Origin of the sequence: Streptomyces sp. CA-288835 (assembly GCF_050936385.1) — a bacterium.
Taxonomy (GTDB): Bacteria; Actinomycetota; Actinomycetes; order Streptomycetales; family Streptomycetaceae; genus Streptomyces.
Genome location: NZ_JBNJMW010000001.1, coordinates 4,820,346 through 4,835,431 on the forward strand (window position 1 = coordinate 4,820,346; position 15,086 = coordinate 4,835,431).

Sequence of the window (15,086 nt, forward strand, 5' to 3'; positions counted from 1 at the left end):
TTTCCCGGCCGGCATTTCTCGGTCCGGCATTTCGCGGTCCGGTTGGTCTCGCGTCGTACGGCTCGCAAGCGCACGATGGACCCATGGACGGACGCGACGCACGCGACGTACAGGACCATCGCGACGTACAGGACCGGCGCGAAGTACAGGCCGAACCGGCAGAGCAGGCCGAGCGCATCGTGCCGCACGACGGGCCCATCGGCGCCGCCCACTCGAGCGTCGAGCACGCCGGTGACGCGCACGCCGCCGACGCGCACATCAGCGCGCTACGGGCCGTCAGCGCACCGTCGCGCGTGGCCGAGCCCGCCGAGGGCATCAGCACGGAGGAACTCGCGCTCGCGGCCCGCAACCACGGCCTGCCACTGGAGGCGCTGCGCTACGAGGTCACCCCGCCCGGACTCCATTACGTACTGGTCCACTACGACATCCCCACTGTCGGCGCGGGCGAGGTCGACGACTGGACGCTCACCGTGCGGGGCCGCGTACGCAACCCGCTGTCCCTGGACCTGGCGACCCTGCGCTCGTTCCCGGCCGTCACCCACCGGGTGACGATGGAGTGCGCGGGCAACGGCCGGGCCCGGCTGAACCCGCGGCCCGTGAGCCAGCCCTGGCTGGTGGAGGCGGTGGGCACGGCTGACTGGACGGGGGTTCCGCTGCGTACGCTGCTCGCCGAGGCCGGCGTCGAACCGGACGCCGTCGAGGCCGTGTTCACCGGCGCCGACCACGGCGTGGAACGCGGCGTAGAGCAGGACTACCAGCGCAGCCTCCCCCTCTCCGACGCCACCGCCGACGACCCCGAGGTCCTGGTGGCGTACGAGATGAACGGCGCCCCACTGCCTCCGCAGCACGGCCACCCCGTACGCCTCGTGGTGCCCGGCTGGTACGGCATGGCCCATGTGAAATGGCTCCGCGACATCGCCCTGACCAGCACACCCTTCACGGGATTCCAGCAGGCGGTCGCCTACCGCTACCGCCGCTCGGCCGACAACCCGGACGACCCCGGCGAACCGGTCACGCGCATCGCTCCGCGGGCCCTGATGATCCCGCCGGGCTTCCCGGACTTCATGTCCCGCACCCGCGTCGTACGCCCCGGCCCCGTGCCGTTGGAGGGCCGCGCCTGGTCGGGCCACGCCCCGGTGACGAAGGTCGAGGTGAGCACCGACGACGGCGATACGTGGACGGAGGCCGCCCTCGACGAGGGGCTCAAGGAGAGCGCATGGGCATGGCGGAGCTGGCGTACAACATGGGAGGCCACCCCCGGCACCCACGTACTGTCCGCCCGCGCCACCGACGCCGCCGGCCACACCCAACCCCTCGACCAGCCCTGGAACCGCGGTGGCTTCGGCAACAACCTCGTCCAGCGGATCCCGGTGATCTGCCTGCCGCCGGGCGACTGAAGACGTTCACGTACGTACTGGAGCTCTGGAGACATGGCCACGAAGACAGGCAACAAGGGCACTACGTCGGACACGGCGACCCTGGCAGCGCTCGAGGGCGGCCCCGACGACCTGCCCGAGCGGATCGTCCCCGCCACGGCCCCGGCGGGCGAGGACCTGAAGATCCTGCACCGCGGCGGCTACGAACACTTCCGCCCGACGTCACGCCGCCAGGACACGGCGAAGGGGAAGCTGCCGGTCTACGAGTGGTGGGAGCGCACGGAGATCGCCGAGTAGGCCCTCTTCAGTACGTGGTCCGGTCCTGGGTCCGGTTCTGGATCACACCTGGGTCCGGTGGAAGTTGAGGAAGGACCGCGAGGCGGTGGGCCCACGCTGGCCCTGGTAACGGGACCCGTACCGCTCGGAGCCGTAAGGGAATTCAGCAGGCGAGCTCAGCCGGAACATGCACAACTGCCCGATCTTCATCCCCGGCCACAGCTTGATGGGCAGCGTGGCGAGATTGGACAGCTCAAGGGTGACGTGCCCGGAGAACCCGGGGTCGATGAACCCGGCGGTGGAATGCGTGACCAGCCCGAGCCGCCCCAGAGAACTCTTCCCCTCGAGCCTCGACGCGAGATCGTCGGGAAGCGAGATCACTTCATACGTGCTCGCCAGCACGAACTCCCCGGGGTGCAGGATGAACGGCTCGTCCCCGTCCGGCTCGACGAGCCGCGTCAGATCGGCCTGCTCGATGGAGGGGTCGATATGCGGGTAACGGTGATTCTCGAACACCCGGAAGTACCGGTCGAGCCGCACGTCGACGCTCGACGGCTGCACCATGGAATCGTCGTACGGATCGATCCGGACCCGTCCGGCGTCGATCTCGGCCCGAATGTCCTTGTCAGAGAGAAGCACGACCTGAGGATACGCACGGCGTAGGGACCCGCCACAATCCACCGAGTATCCGAGGACTGCGACGGGCCCCTATGTCCCCTACGAGGTGAAGCCGAAGCCGTGGTCCGGCCGCTACCGCTTCTCCATGGACACGGATACGGGCACGGGTACGACGTTCCGAAGCCGGGCGCAGCGCGGACAGCGGATCAGCCGGCTGGGGCCGAGCCGGTCGGCCTGCTGCATCGGAAGCTGGGCAGTGCTGAACACATGCCCTTCGGCACAACGGACAACGGTGCTGCGTTCCATCAAGTCCTCAGAGTCCCTTCCCCAAGAGCCGCGTCTGACTGACGTAAACCGCCACGTTACGGGACGATCCGAACGGCCCTCCAGGCGGCACTCCGATCCCGCCCAACGCCTCTCCCACCCCTCCACCGTACGCCCCAACTCCCGCTCCACGCAGCCCCGTCCACCCACCGGGCCACCCCCGAAACGACCACAGGCCCCAGGGCTTTTTCGACGCCCGGGGCCTGGCATGAGGTACAGTGAACCCGCGTTTCCGACGCCGCTCAGCGGCCGTCTTACGCGGGTGTAGTTTAATGGTAGAACATCAGCTTCCCAAGCTGAGAGCGCGAGTTCGATTCTCGTCACCCGCTCCATGATGAAGCCCCAGGTCAGCGGCCTGGGGCTTGTTTGTTGTCTAGGCCAATTTGGGGGTGGCGTGCCCTGCGTGCCCAGAGTCGAGGTGAAGTGCCCTTTCGGAGGGCCTACGGGCTCGGATTCGGGCATTGAGGCGCCAAGGTATCGGCCCCTGAGCTCCACCGAAGGGATGGAGGAGGACGTGGAGATCGTCGTCACCGTAGCCGCGATCATGGCCATGATCATGCTGGGTGCTGCTGATCCATAGCTTGAACGTCAGGCACAACCAAAGGATCGCGGCATCCCACTACAGTGATGTCCTGCCGGGGATCGGCCGACGAAGCCGGAAGACCCGGCAGTCGGTGGGCCCTGCAGGATCGCCCGACGGCACCACTCACCGCGAACCCCGCGACGGGGACGGCCAAGGATGGGGACGGCCAATGATGTAGGGCTTCCTTCTCGCTGGGGGCGGTGGGGTGTGGCGCGACGGACTCATGCCCCTCTTCACGTCGTTTTGAAGAACGAGGTCACCATGGAGCCACTGGAAGTCCCCCCTGCCGGGCGCGCCGAAGTACGCATCTTGGCTGCGTCCCCCGAAGTCTCCCGTACGGTGTGCGGAGGTTCTCCGTCGTTGCTTCGCCTCCGTCGAGCAGCGCAGCTATCCGGAGGGCAGCGAGGGCGGGACCCGTCTCCACCTCACCGTGGACACCACCCGCCCGGCGGAGCCGGCCCGGTCCTGGCTGGTGACCAGTCAGTCCTCGGAGGATGACCGCAAGCAGACGGACGAGGTCTGAAGCGTTCTCCTCATCGAGGTCGGCATGGCCCCGCAGTCCTGCCTCCTTGGACTTCGGGTCGTCCCTTGGTCTCCTGGTCGGTTCGCGGCACTCTTTCTGTGCTCCCGCGGAGGGTGGCGGCACTCATCAAAGGTATGCAGGGCAGTGTTCACAACCCGCGCCTCACCGGGGCCCGTTCGACGTCCCAGCGGAGTAGCGTGAAGGCATCGAGAGTATTTCGCACACCGGCCTCCATGTCGGTGTCGTTCTCGGCGAGTGACGACACCGGGCCGAGCCTGTGGCAACGGTCTGGAGACGGGTTCGCGCGATGTCCGCGACCACCGACCTTGCCCCGCTGCGGATGGTGCCCTTCAGGGTTCCGAGCACCCGCCTCGCGCTGAAGCCCATGAGCACGTCCCGACGGGGCCTGGACGGCGCCTGGTGGCCCCGCTCCCGGGACTTGCCAGGCGAACTCTCCGCTCTGGCCGACGTGCTGGATCCGCTGTGGGGACGGATCACCCGGATCGCCGTCAACCCTCAGTACTGGCCGATCATCCCGCGCAAGCTGCCCGTCAACGGTCATGTGGTGAAGGTCGGTTGGTTCGCGCGGGAGCTGGACCCGTACAAGATCATGTTGCTGTCCTACACCGCCGGCCGGTGGGACCTGCTGGTGATACCGCCGGAGGTCAGCCCCCTGGCAGCCGCCCGGCTGATGGCCGCCGCGAGCGACGGCTCCGGCCCTCCGATGACCGCGAGCGAGCTCATGGCGACGGAACATGCCCTCCCCGGCAGCCCGACGGGTTATCGGGCACAGGTTCCTGAGGAGGCGTCGGAGGGCAGGGAGGGCACTTCCTCGTGTCACTCGGCCACCCCGACCGGGCCGAGGCGACTGATCACAGGGATGTGACCGTGATCCTGACCGTTGCCGCGCTCCGGCCCTCGGCGCGACAACCGGACGGCGGCCGGGCCCGATTACGCCCCACCGCCTCAGAACGGGCTCTTGGGACGACCCTGGCGGGTGAAGCTGCCGTATGGTGCTCCGTCGCGGCAAGGATGACCAGCGGCGGCCGGTGCTGTCTCAGGCAACCACAGCTGGCCAGGTGGGCGAGGCCCATCGCGCAGCTTCGCCATACGGACGGCACTCCCCGCGCACCGCTCACGATCAGATGGGGTCGTCGCCCACGGCAGCGGCCATGAGCGGCTCGGCCGTATCGGGCGGGGTGTCGGGCGGTACGACCAGCAGGTCCCAGCGCCCCCGGCTGGGGGCCAGGAGGCAGACCGTGTCCGGGGCGGACATAGTCGTGGACCTGCGCAGGCGCACGATTTGGTTGAAGGCGAGCATCCGGCCGGGGGTCACGGACCACGTCGCCCCGTTGACCGTGACACTGCTGATGTGTCCCCAGGCCTGCGGCAACCCGGCGAGCAACCGCGGGAGTTCCACCAGCAGGTCGTACGAGCGAGGCCACCACACTCCGTCGATGCGGCGCGGTATGCCGGCGCGGGGTGCGAGACGCAGACGGAGGAGGGGGGACGAGGGAAGCGGGGGCTGCAGTGCGGTCGTCATGAAGGCTCCTGTCAACTGCCATGAGAAACGCGAGAAAAGGGGAAGGCCGGGTCCACACGCGGCGGGCGGCGACGCGGTCCGGTGCCGGCCAGCGCACGTCGTCACCCAGCCGAGGCGTTCGAGGAGGCGGATGACGGCGGCTGGACGGCGTTCGACGGGACGCCCGCTGAAGGGGGTTCGGCCATGGACTTGGCGGAACTGAGCGACATGCGGAGCTCCTTGACCTCGGTGCGGGTGGCGCGGCCGGGGTCCCGGGGCCGCTCATGTGTGGACGGGTGGTGTGATGCGGAGGGCCGGTCAGGTGTTCTCGTTCGGATACGTACGGCCCGTCGGCCGCCTGCTGGTATCGATACGGGCCGCAATCGGCGCGAGGATCGAGATGATCACGAGCGCGAGGAGTACGAGGGAGCCAGGGGCAGGCGCAGGTCCGTGGCTTTGGGGCCCGCCCGGTAGCTGCTGTCTTCGTCGAAGGCGAAGAACCAGCGGAGCGCGTCGGCGACTTGTCGTGTCACTTCCGGGTACGGGGAGACGAATCGGACCTCGGCCGACGGCCCGTCGGGCAACGGAGGGGCTTCGGCGGTCATGGGGCGGAACCTGCCTCGAGCGCGAGCACCCGCTGTCGTGGAACCGCGAGGCCGAAACCGGCATGGCACCGGCATACGAAGGGGCCTCGCTTGCTCCACCGTACTCCTGCCTGCCGCGAAAGGAGGCGGACCCGGCTCGCGCGGCCGATCGCCGGGCGTCTCGCACCGCATCACCGGGCGCCGCACGCCGCACACGGCACGCGGGTCGTGGTGATCCTGGCCGGGCTACGAGGCTTCCGTGGCGATCGGAAGCACTCGACCGGTACCGGTGTCGATGAGGATCTGCGCCGCCTGTGTGAGGTTGTCGGCGCGGACGGCCCTGGCCATCGCGTCGCGCGCCGCGTCGGGTGTCGCGTGCGGCGGTACCACGAGCAGGGAGAAGAGATCTTGATCGCCCCGGCTGATGAGGACGGTGTCGTCGCCGACCGGAGAGGAGTCGATGTGCACGACACGGTCGTCGATGATCAACCGCGTCGGCAGTTCTTCCCAGGCACTGGAGTCCAGGCCGACGCGCGTGACAGGCCCGAGGTGTTCGGTCAGCGCGGCGATCAGGCCGGGTAGCTCGGCGCCGATGTCGCGGGACCGTGGCCACCACGCACCGTCGAGAATTCCCGTACGTTCGTGTGTCGTCTGCAGCCGCAGGATGGCTGTCCCGGGCCGGACGGCCTGGTGGATCGCGTCCGGCAGGAGTTTCGCCTCACGTGAGAGATCGGGGTCGGGCATCGTCATCGCCTGCCTGCGGGTTCGGCGGTTCGCCGACCGCCTGGGGCGATGTCCGCGTCGCCGCCGGGGAAGCAGAGACGCTTCCTGCGTCCACGATACTCCGCACCGGCCACGACGAGGCTCACCCAGACGCTGCCGCCCAATGCTCCGCTACCCGAGAAAACCGCTGGTCAACGCAGGCGCTCGGGGCCCGGCCCGGAGTACAGTGAACACCAGGAATTCCTCGTACCCCAGCTGACTTTTCGTCGGTGCTCGGCGCGAGTAGCGGCAATCATGGCAACACTGCACGAGCGGAAGCACTACCGCGAAGCGATCATGAAAACCCTGTACGAGGCCACGGAAGGCAATCGCCTCCTCGGCGTCACCGGGGCGAAGCTGCGTGACGACTTGGGGATCCCCGAGCAGGATCTGGCCGCGGCCTGCACATATTTGGTGGGCGAAGGGCTTATCACGGCCGACTGGACGCGGGGAAATGCACCCGCGATGGTCACGCTGACGCATCAAGGGATTCGGCTCATGGAAGCCGATGAGGAGGAGCGCGACTGACGCGACAGTGCCACTTCAGGACACCGGAGCCAGGGGCCGTATTGCCCGAAACCGTCTATGCCAGAAGGGTGTTTCGGTCATACGATGACAAATGGGTCGGCGCACTCTCACGTGCAATGGCCCGGAAGGGCGGCCCCGGTGTGTATACGCCGGGGCCGTTGCACAACCGGTGGCGCTCAGGCAGGGAGCAGGACATGATCCGTTCAGCCGACATCCGCGAGTGGCGCAACCATGACGTGGTCGACCCGAAGCAGCACAAGATCGGCATGCTCGAAGCCATCTACGTGGACACGACCACCGACGAACCGGCCGTGGCCACCGTCAGGACCGGGCTTCCGACCCGCCAGCGGCTGGTCTTCGTCCCCCTCGACGAGGCAGTCCTCGGGCCGGACTACGTCAAGGTCTCCTACACCAAGGGACAGGTACGGAACGCCCCATCGATCGGGACGGACGACGTACTGCCCGCCGAGCAGGAAGAAGCGATCTTCCGGCATTACGGCATGGCGTACCAGCCAGGCGCCGGCGGCGAACGCAAGCTCGCACGCCGCTGACCGTCCAACACGTAGCACGCAGTACGAGGAGGTGGTTCGGGTGATGGCGCTCTTCCTGCTGCTCGTCCTTGTGGCCGTCGCGCTGGGAATCATCGGCTCGGTGGCGAAGGGCCTGGGCTATCTGCTGCTCATCGGCATCGCGCTCTTCGTGGTCGCGCTGGCCTTCGTCGTAGTGCGAGGGTCCCGGCGCGCCGGGCGGCGTCCCCTCCGCTGACGACGACGGCGGTGCCTGAGCTCTTCGGCAGGTGTCCTCGCGGCGGTAGCCGGTGTCCTCGCAACGGTCCGTCGGACACTGGCCAGGAGCAGCCTCAACTTACTGGGAGCACTTCGTACACCGGCCTTGATGCCTGTGTCGTTCTCGGCGATTCACGACACCGGGCCGGCTCACACGGTGAAGGCCGCCTGGTTCGTGACGGACTGGACCCGGTCAAGATCCGGCTGTTCTCCTACGGCGTCGGTCACCGGGACCTCCTGGTGATCCCGCCGGCCACCGAGCCGCCTCGGCCCCCGGCTCATGGCTGCGGCCACCGACCCGCGGCACCGCATCACCGCGAGCGCTCTCATGGCCGCCGAGGACCACCGGACCGCCGCCGAGCACGACGACGCGTACGAACGGAGCTGTGAAGAAGGGTGGGAGTACGAGGGCGGTGCCCTGCCGAGCCGTCTGCGGCAACAGCGCCAAAGCGTAAGCGGCAGGCGTCACACTCCTGACCCCGACACTCGGTCGACCCCCTGTCCTGACGCCCGGTTTACCTCGTCGGCTCCTGCTGTCACCATGCCGAATCCGGGGATGTTCGTCCCACGGCCGGGAGAGGCTCGTATGACAGACGTGTACTTGCGCAGACTGTCCCGGTGGCAGGCCGAGCAGCAGCGGGACGTCGTCGCGGACCTCCACGTCACGGCGTACCGCGGTGCCGCGGGTGCCGAATACCGTGACCGCCAGAGCTTTCTGAACCGGTTCGAGCAGCATGTGCAGCGGACCGACTTCGACATGGTGGTCGCCGACGCGGCGGGCTTGGTCGGCTGCGCCTACGGGTTCCGCGTGGCTCGTACCGGCGAGTGGTGGTCTGGCTTCCGGGACGAGCTGCCGACGGAGATCGAGGAACTCACGGCCGCGGGCCGGACCTTCCTGCTGGCCGAACTGATGGTGCTGCCGTCCCAACGACGCCGCGGCATCGCGACCCGCCTCGGCGAGCGGTTGCTGGCCCGCCTCGACGCCGATCTGGTCATCGCGGCCGTGGACCGGCCAGGCGAAGGCGGCCGCAAGACCGCGGCGGAGGAGACCTTGCGCGCCTGGGGCTGGTCGAAACTCGGCGAACTCGGCCCTCGAATCGCTTCAGACGTTGGTTCCGGTTCGGATTACGGTGCCGGTGCCGGTGCCGACCCGGAGACGGCTGCCCGGGAGGTGTGGATCCGCAGGCCGCTGCGATGATCCTGCGGCCATCCCGGGAGGCGAGGCCCCACCCCAGCAGCACTCCTCACCGAGGCGAGCGGTCGATGTCCGTACGGCTTGCTCGGCCGGCGCCTCGGCCAGGGCTGGGCGGACGGAATCGCCCGCGCCCTCGGGTTCGATGTCGAGTGGCCGCCGGGCCGCCGCGCAGAGCGCGGGATCAGCCGCCGGCTCGCGCCAGTGTCATGCCCGTCAGGGACGGAGCAACCCGGCTTGCCGGTCGTCCACGGCTGCGTGAGCGTAGGTGGTCGGAGAGTGACGAGGAACGGAGAGGCGGAATGGTCGGTGTGCTCCGACACCTGGCGCGACCCCTCTGGCAGGGCGCCGGGCAGCTGACCACCCCATTGCTGCCTGACGACTTTCTGGCCGTCGTCAATCCCCTGTGGTCGGCCAGGTGGCCGACGGGCCGGGTGGAGCTGGTACGGGCGGAGACGGCGGACGCGACGACGCTCGTGGTGCGGGCGGGGCGCGGCTGGTCGGGGCATCGCGCGGCCGGGCAGTACGTGCCGGTGGGAGTGGACATCGACGGTGCACAGCACTGGCGGACGTACTCGATCACGACCCCGCCGGACGGCTCCAAACGTTTCGCGATCACCGTGCGGACAGTCCCGGACGGGCGGGTGTCCCCGCACCTGGCCCGCCGGGTCCGGCTCGGGGAGAGACTGCGCCTCGGTCCTGTCCAGGGGGATTTCGTGCTGCCCGGCCCGCCGCCTCCGCGCCTGCTGTTCCTGACCGGCGGCATCGGCATCACTCCTGCGGTGGCCATGCTGCGCGCGCTCGCACGGTGTTCGGGCCGCCGCCCGGACACCGTGGTGGTGCACAGCGCGCCGGATGCCGACCGGGTGGTCTTCGGCGGTGAGCTGCGGGCGATGGCCGCCCGCGAGCACTGGCTTCGGCTGTACGAGCACCACACCCGTGGGGAGGGACGGCTGGACCTGGCTCGTCTGGAGGCGCTGTGCCCCGACTGGCGGGAGCGCGAGAGCTGGGCCTGCGGGCCGGAAGGGCTGCTCGCGTTCGCCGAACGGGCCTGGCGCGACGCGGATGCCTGGCACCGGCTCCACCTGGAACGGTTCCGGCCGCCGTCACCGGCCGTGCCCGGCAGGGGATCGGGCGGGCACGGCGGGCGGGTGCGCTTCACCCGCAGCGGTATCGAGGCGGACGCCGGACCGGCCACCTCCCTGCTGAATGCCGGTGAGGCGGCGGGTGTCGTCATGCCCAGCGGCTGCCGTATAGGCATCTGCCGCAGCTGCCTCAGCCCGCTGTCCGCCGGCCGGGTCCGCGACCTGCGAACCGGCGACGTACACGGCGAGCCGGGCGATGTGATCCAGACCTGCGTGTCGGCCGCCTGCGGCCCCGTGCACATCGACCTGTAGAGACCCACCCGCGCACATCGACCTGTAAAGACCATCTGCCGAGCCTCGATGCCTGTCGGGCCTCGAGCCTTTGGGAAGGGAGAACCAGTGGCCGCTGTGCTTGCTCTTGCGCCGTCCGAAGCCGACGCCTTCGGGCAGGAACTGGACCGCATCCGCGCCGAGGTGCTGGCCGAGCGCGGCGCCGAGGACGCCCGCTACATCCGTACCCTCATCACCGTGCACCGCGCCCTGGAAGCCGGCGGCCGGGCCTCACTGGCGGTTTCCCTGCTGCCGCCCGCCTGGATGGCCGGGACGGCGATGCTCACCACCGCCAAGATCCTGGAGAACATGGAGCTGGGCCACAACATCCTGCACGGCCAGTGGGACTGGATGCGTGACCCGGCCATCCACTCCACCACCTGGGAATGGGACTTCCCCACCCCGGCCGCCGCCTGGAAGCACACCCACAACGACCTGCACCACACCTGGACCAACGTGGTGGGCCGCGACCGCGACCTCGGCTACGTGGCCATGCGGATGAGCGAGGACCAGCCCTGGCGCCCCGTCCATCTCCTCCAGCCCCTCTACGGCGGGCCGCTGCTGGCACCGCTCTTCGAGTGGGCCATCGCGCTGTACGACCTGGAGCCCGAGGCCGTCGTCCAGGGTCGCAAGTCCGTGCGCGCGTTCCTGGGCGACCTCGCCGGGATGGCCCGCAAGGCCGCAGGGCAGTTCACCAAGGACTACGTCCTCTTCCCGCTGCTGGCCGGCCCGTGCGCCCTGCCCTGCCTGCTCGGCAACCTCACCGCCAACCTCACCCGCAACATCTGGGCGCACACCGTCATCTTCTGCGGCCACTTCCCCGCCGGCGCGGAATCCTTCACCGAGGACGAGATCGAGGGCGAGTCGCGCGGCGAGTGGTACGTACGGCAGGCACTCGGCTCGGCGAACATCGACGGCGGCCCTCTCCTGCACGTCCTCACCGGCAACCTCAGCCACCAGATCGAGCACCATCTCTTCCCCGACCTGCCCAGCAACCGCTACGCCGAGATCGCGCCCCGGGTGCGCAAGCTGTGCGAGAAGTACGGCATCCCCTATACCACTGGCCCGCTGCTGCGGCAGTACGCCTCCACCTGGGCGCGTATCTGGTACATGGCGCTCCCGTAACACCCCTATACCAGCCGGTTCGCCGACGCACGTAGCTGACGGTCACGGTGGCAGTCCTGCAGCCCGTCCAGCCTGCGCCGGGCCATGAATCACGAGCCCTTGCCCTCCGCGGACCGCGCCGAGGTCCGTATCGTCGCGGCGACGCTGGAGGCCGCTCGTCACGTCGCCGATGTGTCCGCCGCTGCTTCTCCTCGACCGAGCAGCGCAGCCACCCCGCTGGCGGCGAGGGCGCAACCCGTCATCCGACAGCCCCTCCCAGACCATTTGGTCCAGTGCCGTGCCCACAGCGTGCCCGTAAGAGCGGACAACCACGGTCAACAGCGGTGCGATTCCGCACACCCAGGGGCTGCCACTGGGCCATATCAGCCCAGGTCAGAGGCCATGTAATACCGAAAGCGCCGTAGCTTCCCAAGCTGAGAGCGCGAGTTCGATTCTCGTCACCCGCTCCACGATCAAGGCCCAGGTCAGCGACCCGGGCCTTTTTGCTGTCCGTCGTGATCAGTTCTCGCGTGCCGGGATGCCTGTGTCTGCTCCTCCGAGTCCGAGCTGTGCGCAGGCCAGTAGGGCAACCTCGATGTCCAGTCGGTTCGCGGTGAGTGGGTGGCCGAGTATCTCCTCGGCCTTGCGTACGCGGTAATGGACGGTGTTCTTGTGGACGTGCATGCGTGCGGCGGCGTCGGTAAAGCTGCCCTGGGCCTCCAGGAACACCTGCACGGTCTCGCGCAGGCGGAGCGTGGCGTCGTCGTCGCGCATGAGGCCGCCGAGGACGCGTCCGGCCCATGCCTTGACGTCGGCGACGTGATCGACGAGGAGGCCGGCGAGTGCGACCTGGGAGTGGAGGACGAGCGCGCGGTGCGGGTCGGCCGCGGTGACGGCGACCGTGCGGGCGCGCTGCGCGTCCCGGAAGGTCTGTCGGAAGCCGTCGAGCCCGGGGGACGGGTCGTCGCCAACGGCGATCCGGAGTGCCGGGTGCTTGTCGAGTTCGTGTTGGAGGAGGAGTACGTCCAGGGTTGGTTTGGCGGTGGATGAGATCCAGGCCCAGTGCGTTCGTTCGTCCGCCGAGATCGTCAGTGGAGCCTTGCCGGTGGCCGTGGACAACATGGCTGCGCCGGCGCGCAGTTGGGCCGCGTCCGGGTCGGGTGAACCGGGCTGCGTCCAGATGATCGCGGCGAGATGCCAGCCGCGCAGGGACGTCGACAGCATCTTCTCGGCCGACGCGAGGTCGAGCCCCTCGGTGTCGAGCACCGCGCGGACCTGGGCGGCGCGGGCCGCGTCTGAACGGGCGTCCCACCGGCTGCGCTCGTCCTCGTAGATGTCGATGATGCCCTCGATGACCTGGTCGATGTACCTGTTCGTCAGTCGCGCGATCTGGCTGGTCGTGGCCAGGGCGGCGTCGGTGGGCAGATCGAGACCGCCAAGGTTGGTCATGGCCCGCTGGACGAGCATGTGCTCGCCGAGGCGGTAGGCGCGCAGGAGTGCCTCCAGTGACAGGCCGTGCTGGGCGAAGCGGCGGGCGTACTCCGCAGCGGCCGGTGGGACGGTGATGTCGTCGAGGGAGATGTTCAGCGCCAGCATGTCGACGATCGCCGCCAGGTTCGACGCGGTGCTGGCGACCATCAGCCGCCGTACGGCGTCGTCGTGGCGGAACTCGGGGATGACGTCGACGAACATCGAGGTCATCTCGGCGGTGAGGTTCTCGAGATCGGCCTGGGTGCGCCTGGCGACGTCCCGCACGATCACGTCGACGTTGACACTGGCGGCGCTCATGGCCGGACCGTACCCGAGACGTCCGCCTCCCGCTTTGTGACGGCGGCACAAAAAGGCGGGTCCGGGCTGGGACGCAAGCCCATGGCCAGACGCGTATTCCCTGCCTACCTTTCAGTTATTGCGTTGGTCTATTACCTTCGTCACGGCGCGACTCAATGGTGAGGAAATCGTGCAGCACATTGCCGAATTGCCGGACGTCCGGGCCGACCGGAATCCCACCGGACCCTGCATCGCGGATGATCGCGAGCAGCTGGACAATGACGCTTTTCTGAAACGGGTCCGGTCCGCGGCGAGTGTTCTCCGCACGCACGGAATCGGTATCGGCGATGTGATCGCGGTGGCTCTTCCGAATCGTCTGGAACTCGTCGTCATCATGTTCGCTGCATGGCGGCTGGGCGCCGCGGTCACGCCGGTGAATCCCGGGCTGACCGATGCCGAGGCCCGCCATCAGATCGAGGATTCCGGAGCCAAGGCGGTGATCACTGACGCCCGGGGCATGGGAACCCTGGACGTGGCCGCGTTCGCCGACGCTCCCGCTGACCGGTCCCCGGACGCCGTCTCCCCCGCATCCGACGCCGTCTTCCCGGCATCCGACGCCCTCGCCCTGATCATCTACACAAGCGGGACCACCGGCCGCCCGAAGGGCGTCATGCTCGACCACGCCAACATCGCCGCGATGTGCCGGATGATCGTCGACGGCATCGGTCTGGACGAGACCGATCACAGCCTGCTGGTTCTGCCGTTGTTCCACGTCAACGGGATCGTGGTGAGCGTGCTGTCGCCCTTGCTGGCCGGTGGGCGGGCGACGATCACGGGGCGCTTCCGGGCGTCGGCCTTCTTCGCCTCGGTCGAGGCCGCGCGGCCGACGTACTTCTCGGCCGTACCGGCGATCTACGCCATGCTCGTCTCGCTGCCGGACGACGTACGCCCGGACACCTCGTCGCTGCGCCGGGCCATCTGCGGGGCCGCGCCGATGCCCGCCGAGCTGATCGCCCGGTTCGAGAACCGGTTCGGGGTGCCGGTCATCGAGGGCTACGGGCTGTCCGAGGGCACCTGCGCGTCGACGCTGAACCCGCCCGCCGGGCCGCGCAAGCCGGGGACGGTCGGGCTCCCGCTGCCGGGGCAGACGGTGGCCGTGATGCACGCCGAGGGCCATCTCCTCGACGCCGGGTCGGTGGGCGAGGTGGTGGTCCGTGGCCCGAACGTCATGCGCGGCTACCTCGGGCTGCCGGACGAGACGGCCAGGACCGTCGTCGACGGCTGGCTGCACACCGGCGACGTCGGGCGCTTCGACACGGACGGCCATCTCGTTCTGGTCGACCGGATCAAGGACATGATCATCCGAGGCGGAGAGAACATCTACCCCAAGGAGATCGAGAACGTCCTGCACAGCCACCCGGCGGTGCTGGAAGCGGCGGTGGTCGGCGCGCCCGAACCGGTGCTCGGTGAGGTGCCGGTCGCGTACGTCACGCTGCTGCCGGGTGCCGCCGCCACGGCCGAGGAGCTCGTCGAGCACTGCCGCGGCTCGCTGGCCCGCGTCAAGGTACCGGTGGCGGTCGTGGTCACCGAGTCGCTGCCGAAGAATCCGGTGGGGAAGATCGACAAACCCCGACTGCGCTCATTCACCGTGAGCTCGTAAAGCACAATCACCCCCACATCAGCCCCACATCACCACCCCACATCAGCCGGACATTTTCCATGCGCAT

16 protein-coding genes, 1 tRNA gene and 1 pseudogene are annotated in these 15,086 nt (G+C 69.0%); 12 read left to right on the plus strand and 6 right to left on the minus strand.

Annotated elements, in window-relative coordinates:
* Positions 1-83 precede the first annotated feature (83 nt).
* Positions 84-1,397 carry a sulfite oxidase gene (locus ACQEVY_RS21610; RefSeq protein ID WP_432950942.1) on the plus strand — a complete coding sequence of 438 codons (1,314 nt, stop codon included), beginning with the start codon at positions 84-86 and terminating at the stop codon, positions 1,395-1,397.
* 33 nt (positions 1,398-1,430) lie between these two features.
* On the plus strand, positions 1,431-1,673 hold the full coding sequence (locus ACQEVY_RS21615) for a DUF5988 family protein (protein WP_432950944.1): 243 nt from the start codon (positions 1,431-1,433) through the stop codon (positions 1,671-1,673).
* 42 nt (positions 1,674-1,715) lie between these two features.
* Here the strand turns inward: ACQEVY_RS21615 and dcd are convergent, their stop codons facing one another.
* Both dcd and ACQEVY_RS21625 read right to left on the minus strand, forming a co-directional pair.
* On the minus strand, positions 1,716-2,291 hold the full coding sequence (dcd, locus tag ACQEVY_RS21620; RefSeq protein ID WP_432950946.1) for a dCTP deaminase: 576 nt from the start codon (positions 2,289-2,291) through the stop codon (positions 1,716-1,718).
* A 111-nt stretch (positions 2,292-2,402) separates the two neighbouring features.
* On the minus strand, positions 2,403-2,576 hold the full coding sequence (locus ACQEVY_RS21625; RefSeq protein WP_432950948.1) for a hypothetical protein: 174 nt from the start codon (positions 2,574-2,576) through the stop codon (positions 2,403-2,405).
* Positions 2,577-2,852: 276 nt separating this feature from the next.
* Here ACQEVY_RS21625 and ACQEVY_RS21630 point away from each other — a divergent pair.
* From ACQEVY_RS21630 to ACQEVY_RS21640, 3 genes and pseudogenes are all read left to right on the plus strand, one after another.
* Positions 2,853-2,926 (plus strand) — tRNA-Gly (locus ACQEVY_RS21630).
* Positions 2,927-3,438: 512 nt separating this feature from the next.
* A pseudogene (locus tag ACQEVY_RS21635) lies at positions 3,439-3,700 on the plus strand (hypothetical protein).
* 307 nt (positions 3,701-4,007) lie between these two features.
* A complete protein-coding gene (locus ACQEVY_RS21640) occupies positions 4,008-4,586 on the plus strand; it encodes a DUF5994 family protein (protein ID WP_432950950.1) in 579 nt (192 codons plus the stop codon).
* A 255-nt stretch (positions 4,587-4,841) separates the two neighbouring features.
* Here ACQEVY_RS21640 and ACQEVY_RS21645 read toward each other — a convergent pair whose 3' ends face one another.
* The 3 genes from ACQEVY_RS21645 to ACQEVY_RS21655 all read right to left on the minus strand — a co-directional run bounded on the left by ACQEVY_RS21645 (position 4,842) and on the right by ACQEVY_RS21655 (position 6,550).
* Positions 4,842-5,243, minus strand: coding sequence for a DUF5994 family protein (locus ACQEVY_RS21645; protein ID WP_432950952.1), 402 nt, complete (start codon positions 5,241-5,243; stop codon positions 4,842-4,844).
* Between the two features lie 383 nt (positions 5,244-5,626).
* A complete protein-coding gene (locus tag ACQEVY_RS21650) occupies positions 5,627-5,827 on the minus strand; it encodes a hypothetical protein (RefSeq protein WP_432950954.1) in 201 nt (66 codons plus the stop codon).
* A gap of 225 nt (positions 5,828-6,052) precedes the next feature.
* Complete coding sequence (locus ACQEVY_RS21655; RefSeq protein WP_432950956.1) at positions 6,053-6,550, minus strand: DUF5994 family protein; 498 nt, start codon at positions 6,548-6,550, stop codon at positions 6,053-6,055.
* A gap of 273 nt (positions 6,551-6,823) precedes the next feature.
* Here ACQEVY_RS21655 and ACQEVY_RS21660 point away from each other — a divergent pair, with 273 nt between their 5' ends.
* From ACQEVY_RS21660 to ACQEVY_RS21685, 6 genes are all read left to right on the plus strand, one after another.
* A complete protein-coding gene (locus ACQEVY_RS21660) occupies positions 6,824-7,096 on the plus strand; it encodes a hypothetical protein (protein WP_344391251.1) in 273 nt (90 codons plus the stop codon).
* A 194-nt stretch (positions 7,097-7,290) separates the two neighbouring features.
* Positions 7,291-7,647: a PRC-barrel domain-containing protein gene (locus ACQEVY_RS21665; protein ID WP_432950959.1), complete on the plus strand. Its 357-nt coding sequence runs from the start codon at positions 7,291-7,293 to the stop codon at positions 7,645-7,647.
* Positions 7,648-7,690: 43 nt separating this feature from the next.
* Positions 7,691-7,861 carry a hypothetical protein gene (locus ACQEVY_RS21670; protein WP_432950961.1) on the plus strand — a complete coding sequence of 57 codons (171 nt, stop codon included), beginning with the start codon at positions 7,691-7,693 and terminating at the stop codon, positions 7,859-7,861.
* Between the two features lie 606 nt (positions 7,862-8,467).
* Entirely contained in the window at positions 8,468-9,079 is a 612-nt protein-coding gene (locus ACQEVY_RS21675) for a GNAT family N-acetyltransferase (protein ID WP_432950963.1), read from the plus strand.
* Between the two features lie 296 nt (positions 9,080-9,375).
* Positions 9,376-10,470, plus strand: a complete 1,095-nt coding sequence (locus ACQEVY_RS21680) for a ferredoxin reductase (protein WP_432950965.1) — start codon at positions 9,376-9,378, stop codon at positions 10,468-10,470.
* 87 nt (positions 10,471-10,557) lie between these two features.
* Positions 10,558-11,613, plus strand: coding sequence for a fatty acid desaturase family protein (locus ACQEVY_RS21685; protein WP_432950967.1), 1,056 nt, complete (start codon positions 10,558-10,560; stop codon positions 11,611-11,613).
* Between the two features lie 498 nt (positions 11,614-12,111).
* On the opposite strand, the gene ACQEVY_RS21690 is transcribed toward ACQEVY_RS21685, so the two are convergent.
* Positions 12,112-13,380: a helix-turn-helix domain-containing protein gene (locus ACQEVY_RS21690; protein ID WP_432950968.1), complete on the minus strand. Its 1,269-nt coding sequence runs from the start codon at positions 13,378-13,380 to the stop codon at positions 12,112-12,114.
* Positions 13,381-13,549: 169 nt separating this feature from the next.
* On the opposite strand from ACQEVY_RS21690, the gene ACQEVY_RS21695 reads away from it, so the two are divergent.
* Positions 13,550-15,019, plus strand: coding sequence for a class I adenylate-forming enzyme family protein (locus ACQEVY_RS21695; RefSeq protein WP_432950970.1), 1,470 nt, complete (start codon positions 13,550-13,552; stop codon positions 15,017-15,019).
* The last annotated feature ends 67 nt before the right edge of the window (positions 15,020-15,086 follow it).

Excerpts from the sequence above, each read along its gene's own strand:
- ACQEVY_RS21610 (WP_432950942.1), top strand. The coding sequence starts at position 84 with ATGGACGGACGCGACGCACGCGACGTACAGGACCATCGCGACGTACAG.
- ACQEVY_RS21615 (WP_432950944.1), top strand. The coding sequence starts at position 1,431 with ATGGCCACGAAGACAGGCAACAAGGGCACTACGTCGGACACGGCGACC.
- ACQEVY_RS21625 (WP_432950948.1), bottom strand. The coding sequence starts at position 2,576 with ATGGAACGCAGCACCGTTGTCCGTTGTGCCGAAGGGCATGTGTTCAGC.
- ACQEVY_RS21640 (WP_432950950.1), top strand. The coding sequence starts at position 4,008 with ATGTCCGCGACCACCGACCTTGCCCCGCTGCGGATGGTGCCCTTCAGG.
- ACQEVY_RS21645 (WP_432950952.1), bottom strand. The coding sequence starts at position 5,243 with ATGACGACCGCACTGCAGCCCCCGCTTCCCTCGTCCCCCCTCCTCCGT.
- ACQEVY_RS21650 (WP_432950954.1), bottom strand. The coding sequence starts at position 5,827 with ATGACCGCCGAAGCCCCTCCGTTGCCCGACGGGCCGTCGGCCGAGGTC.
- ACQEVY_RS21655 (WP_432950956.1), bottom strand. The coding sequence starts at position 6,550 with ATGCCCGACCCCGATCTCTCACGTGAGGCGAAACTCCTGCCGGACGCG.
- ACQEVY_RS21660 (WP_344391251.1), top strand. The coding sequence starts at position 6,824 with ATGGCAACACTGCACGAGCGGAAGCACTACCGCGAAGCGATCATGAAA.
- ACQEVY_RS21665 (WP_432950959.1), top strand. The coding sequence starts at position 7,291 with ATGATCCGTTCAGCCGACATCCGCGAGTGGCGCAACCATGACGTGGTC.
- ACQEVY_RS21670 (WP_432950961.1), top strand. The coding sequence starts at position 7,691 with ATGGCGCTCTTCCTGCTGCTCGTCCTTGTGGCCGTCGCGCTGGGAATC.
- ACQEVY_RS21675 (WP_432950963.1), top strand. The coding sequence starts at position 8,468 with ATGACAGACGTGTACTTGCGCAGACTGTCCCGGTGGCAGGCCGAGCAG.
- ACQEVY_RS21680 (WP_432950965.1), top strand. The coding sequence starts at position 9,376 with ATGGTCGGTGTGCTCCGACACCTGGCGCGACCCCTCTGGCAGGGCGCC.
- ACQEVY_RS21690 (WP_432950968.1), bottom strand. The coding sequence starts at position 13,380 with ATGAGCGCCGCCAGTGTCAACGTCGACGTGATCGTGCGGGACGTCGCC.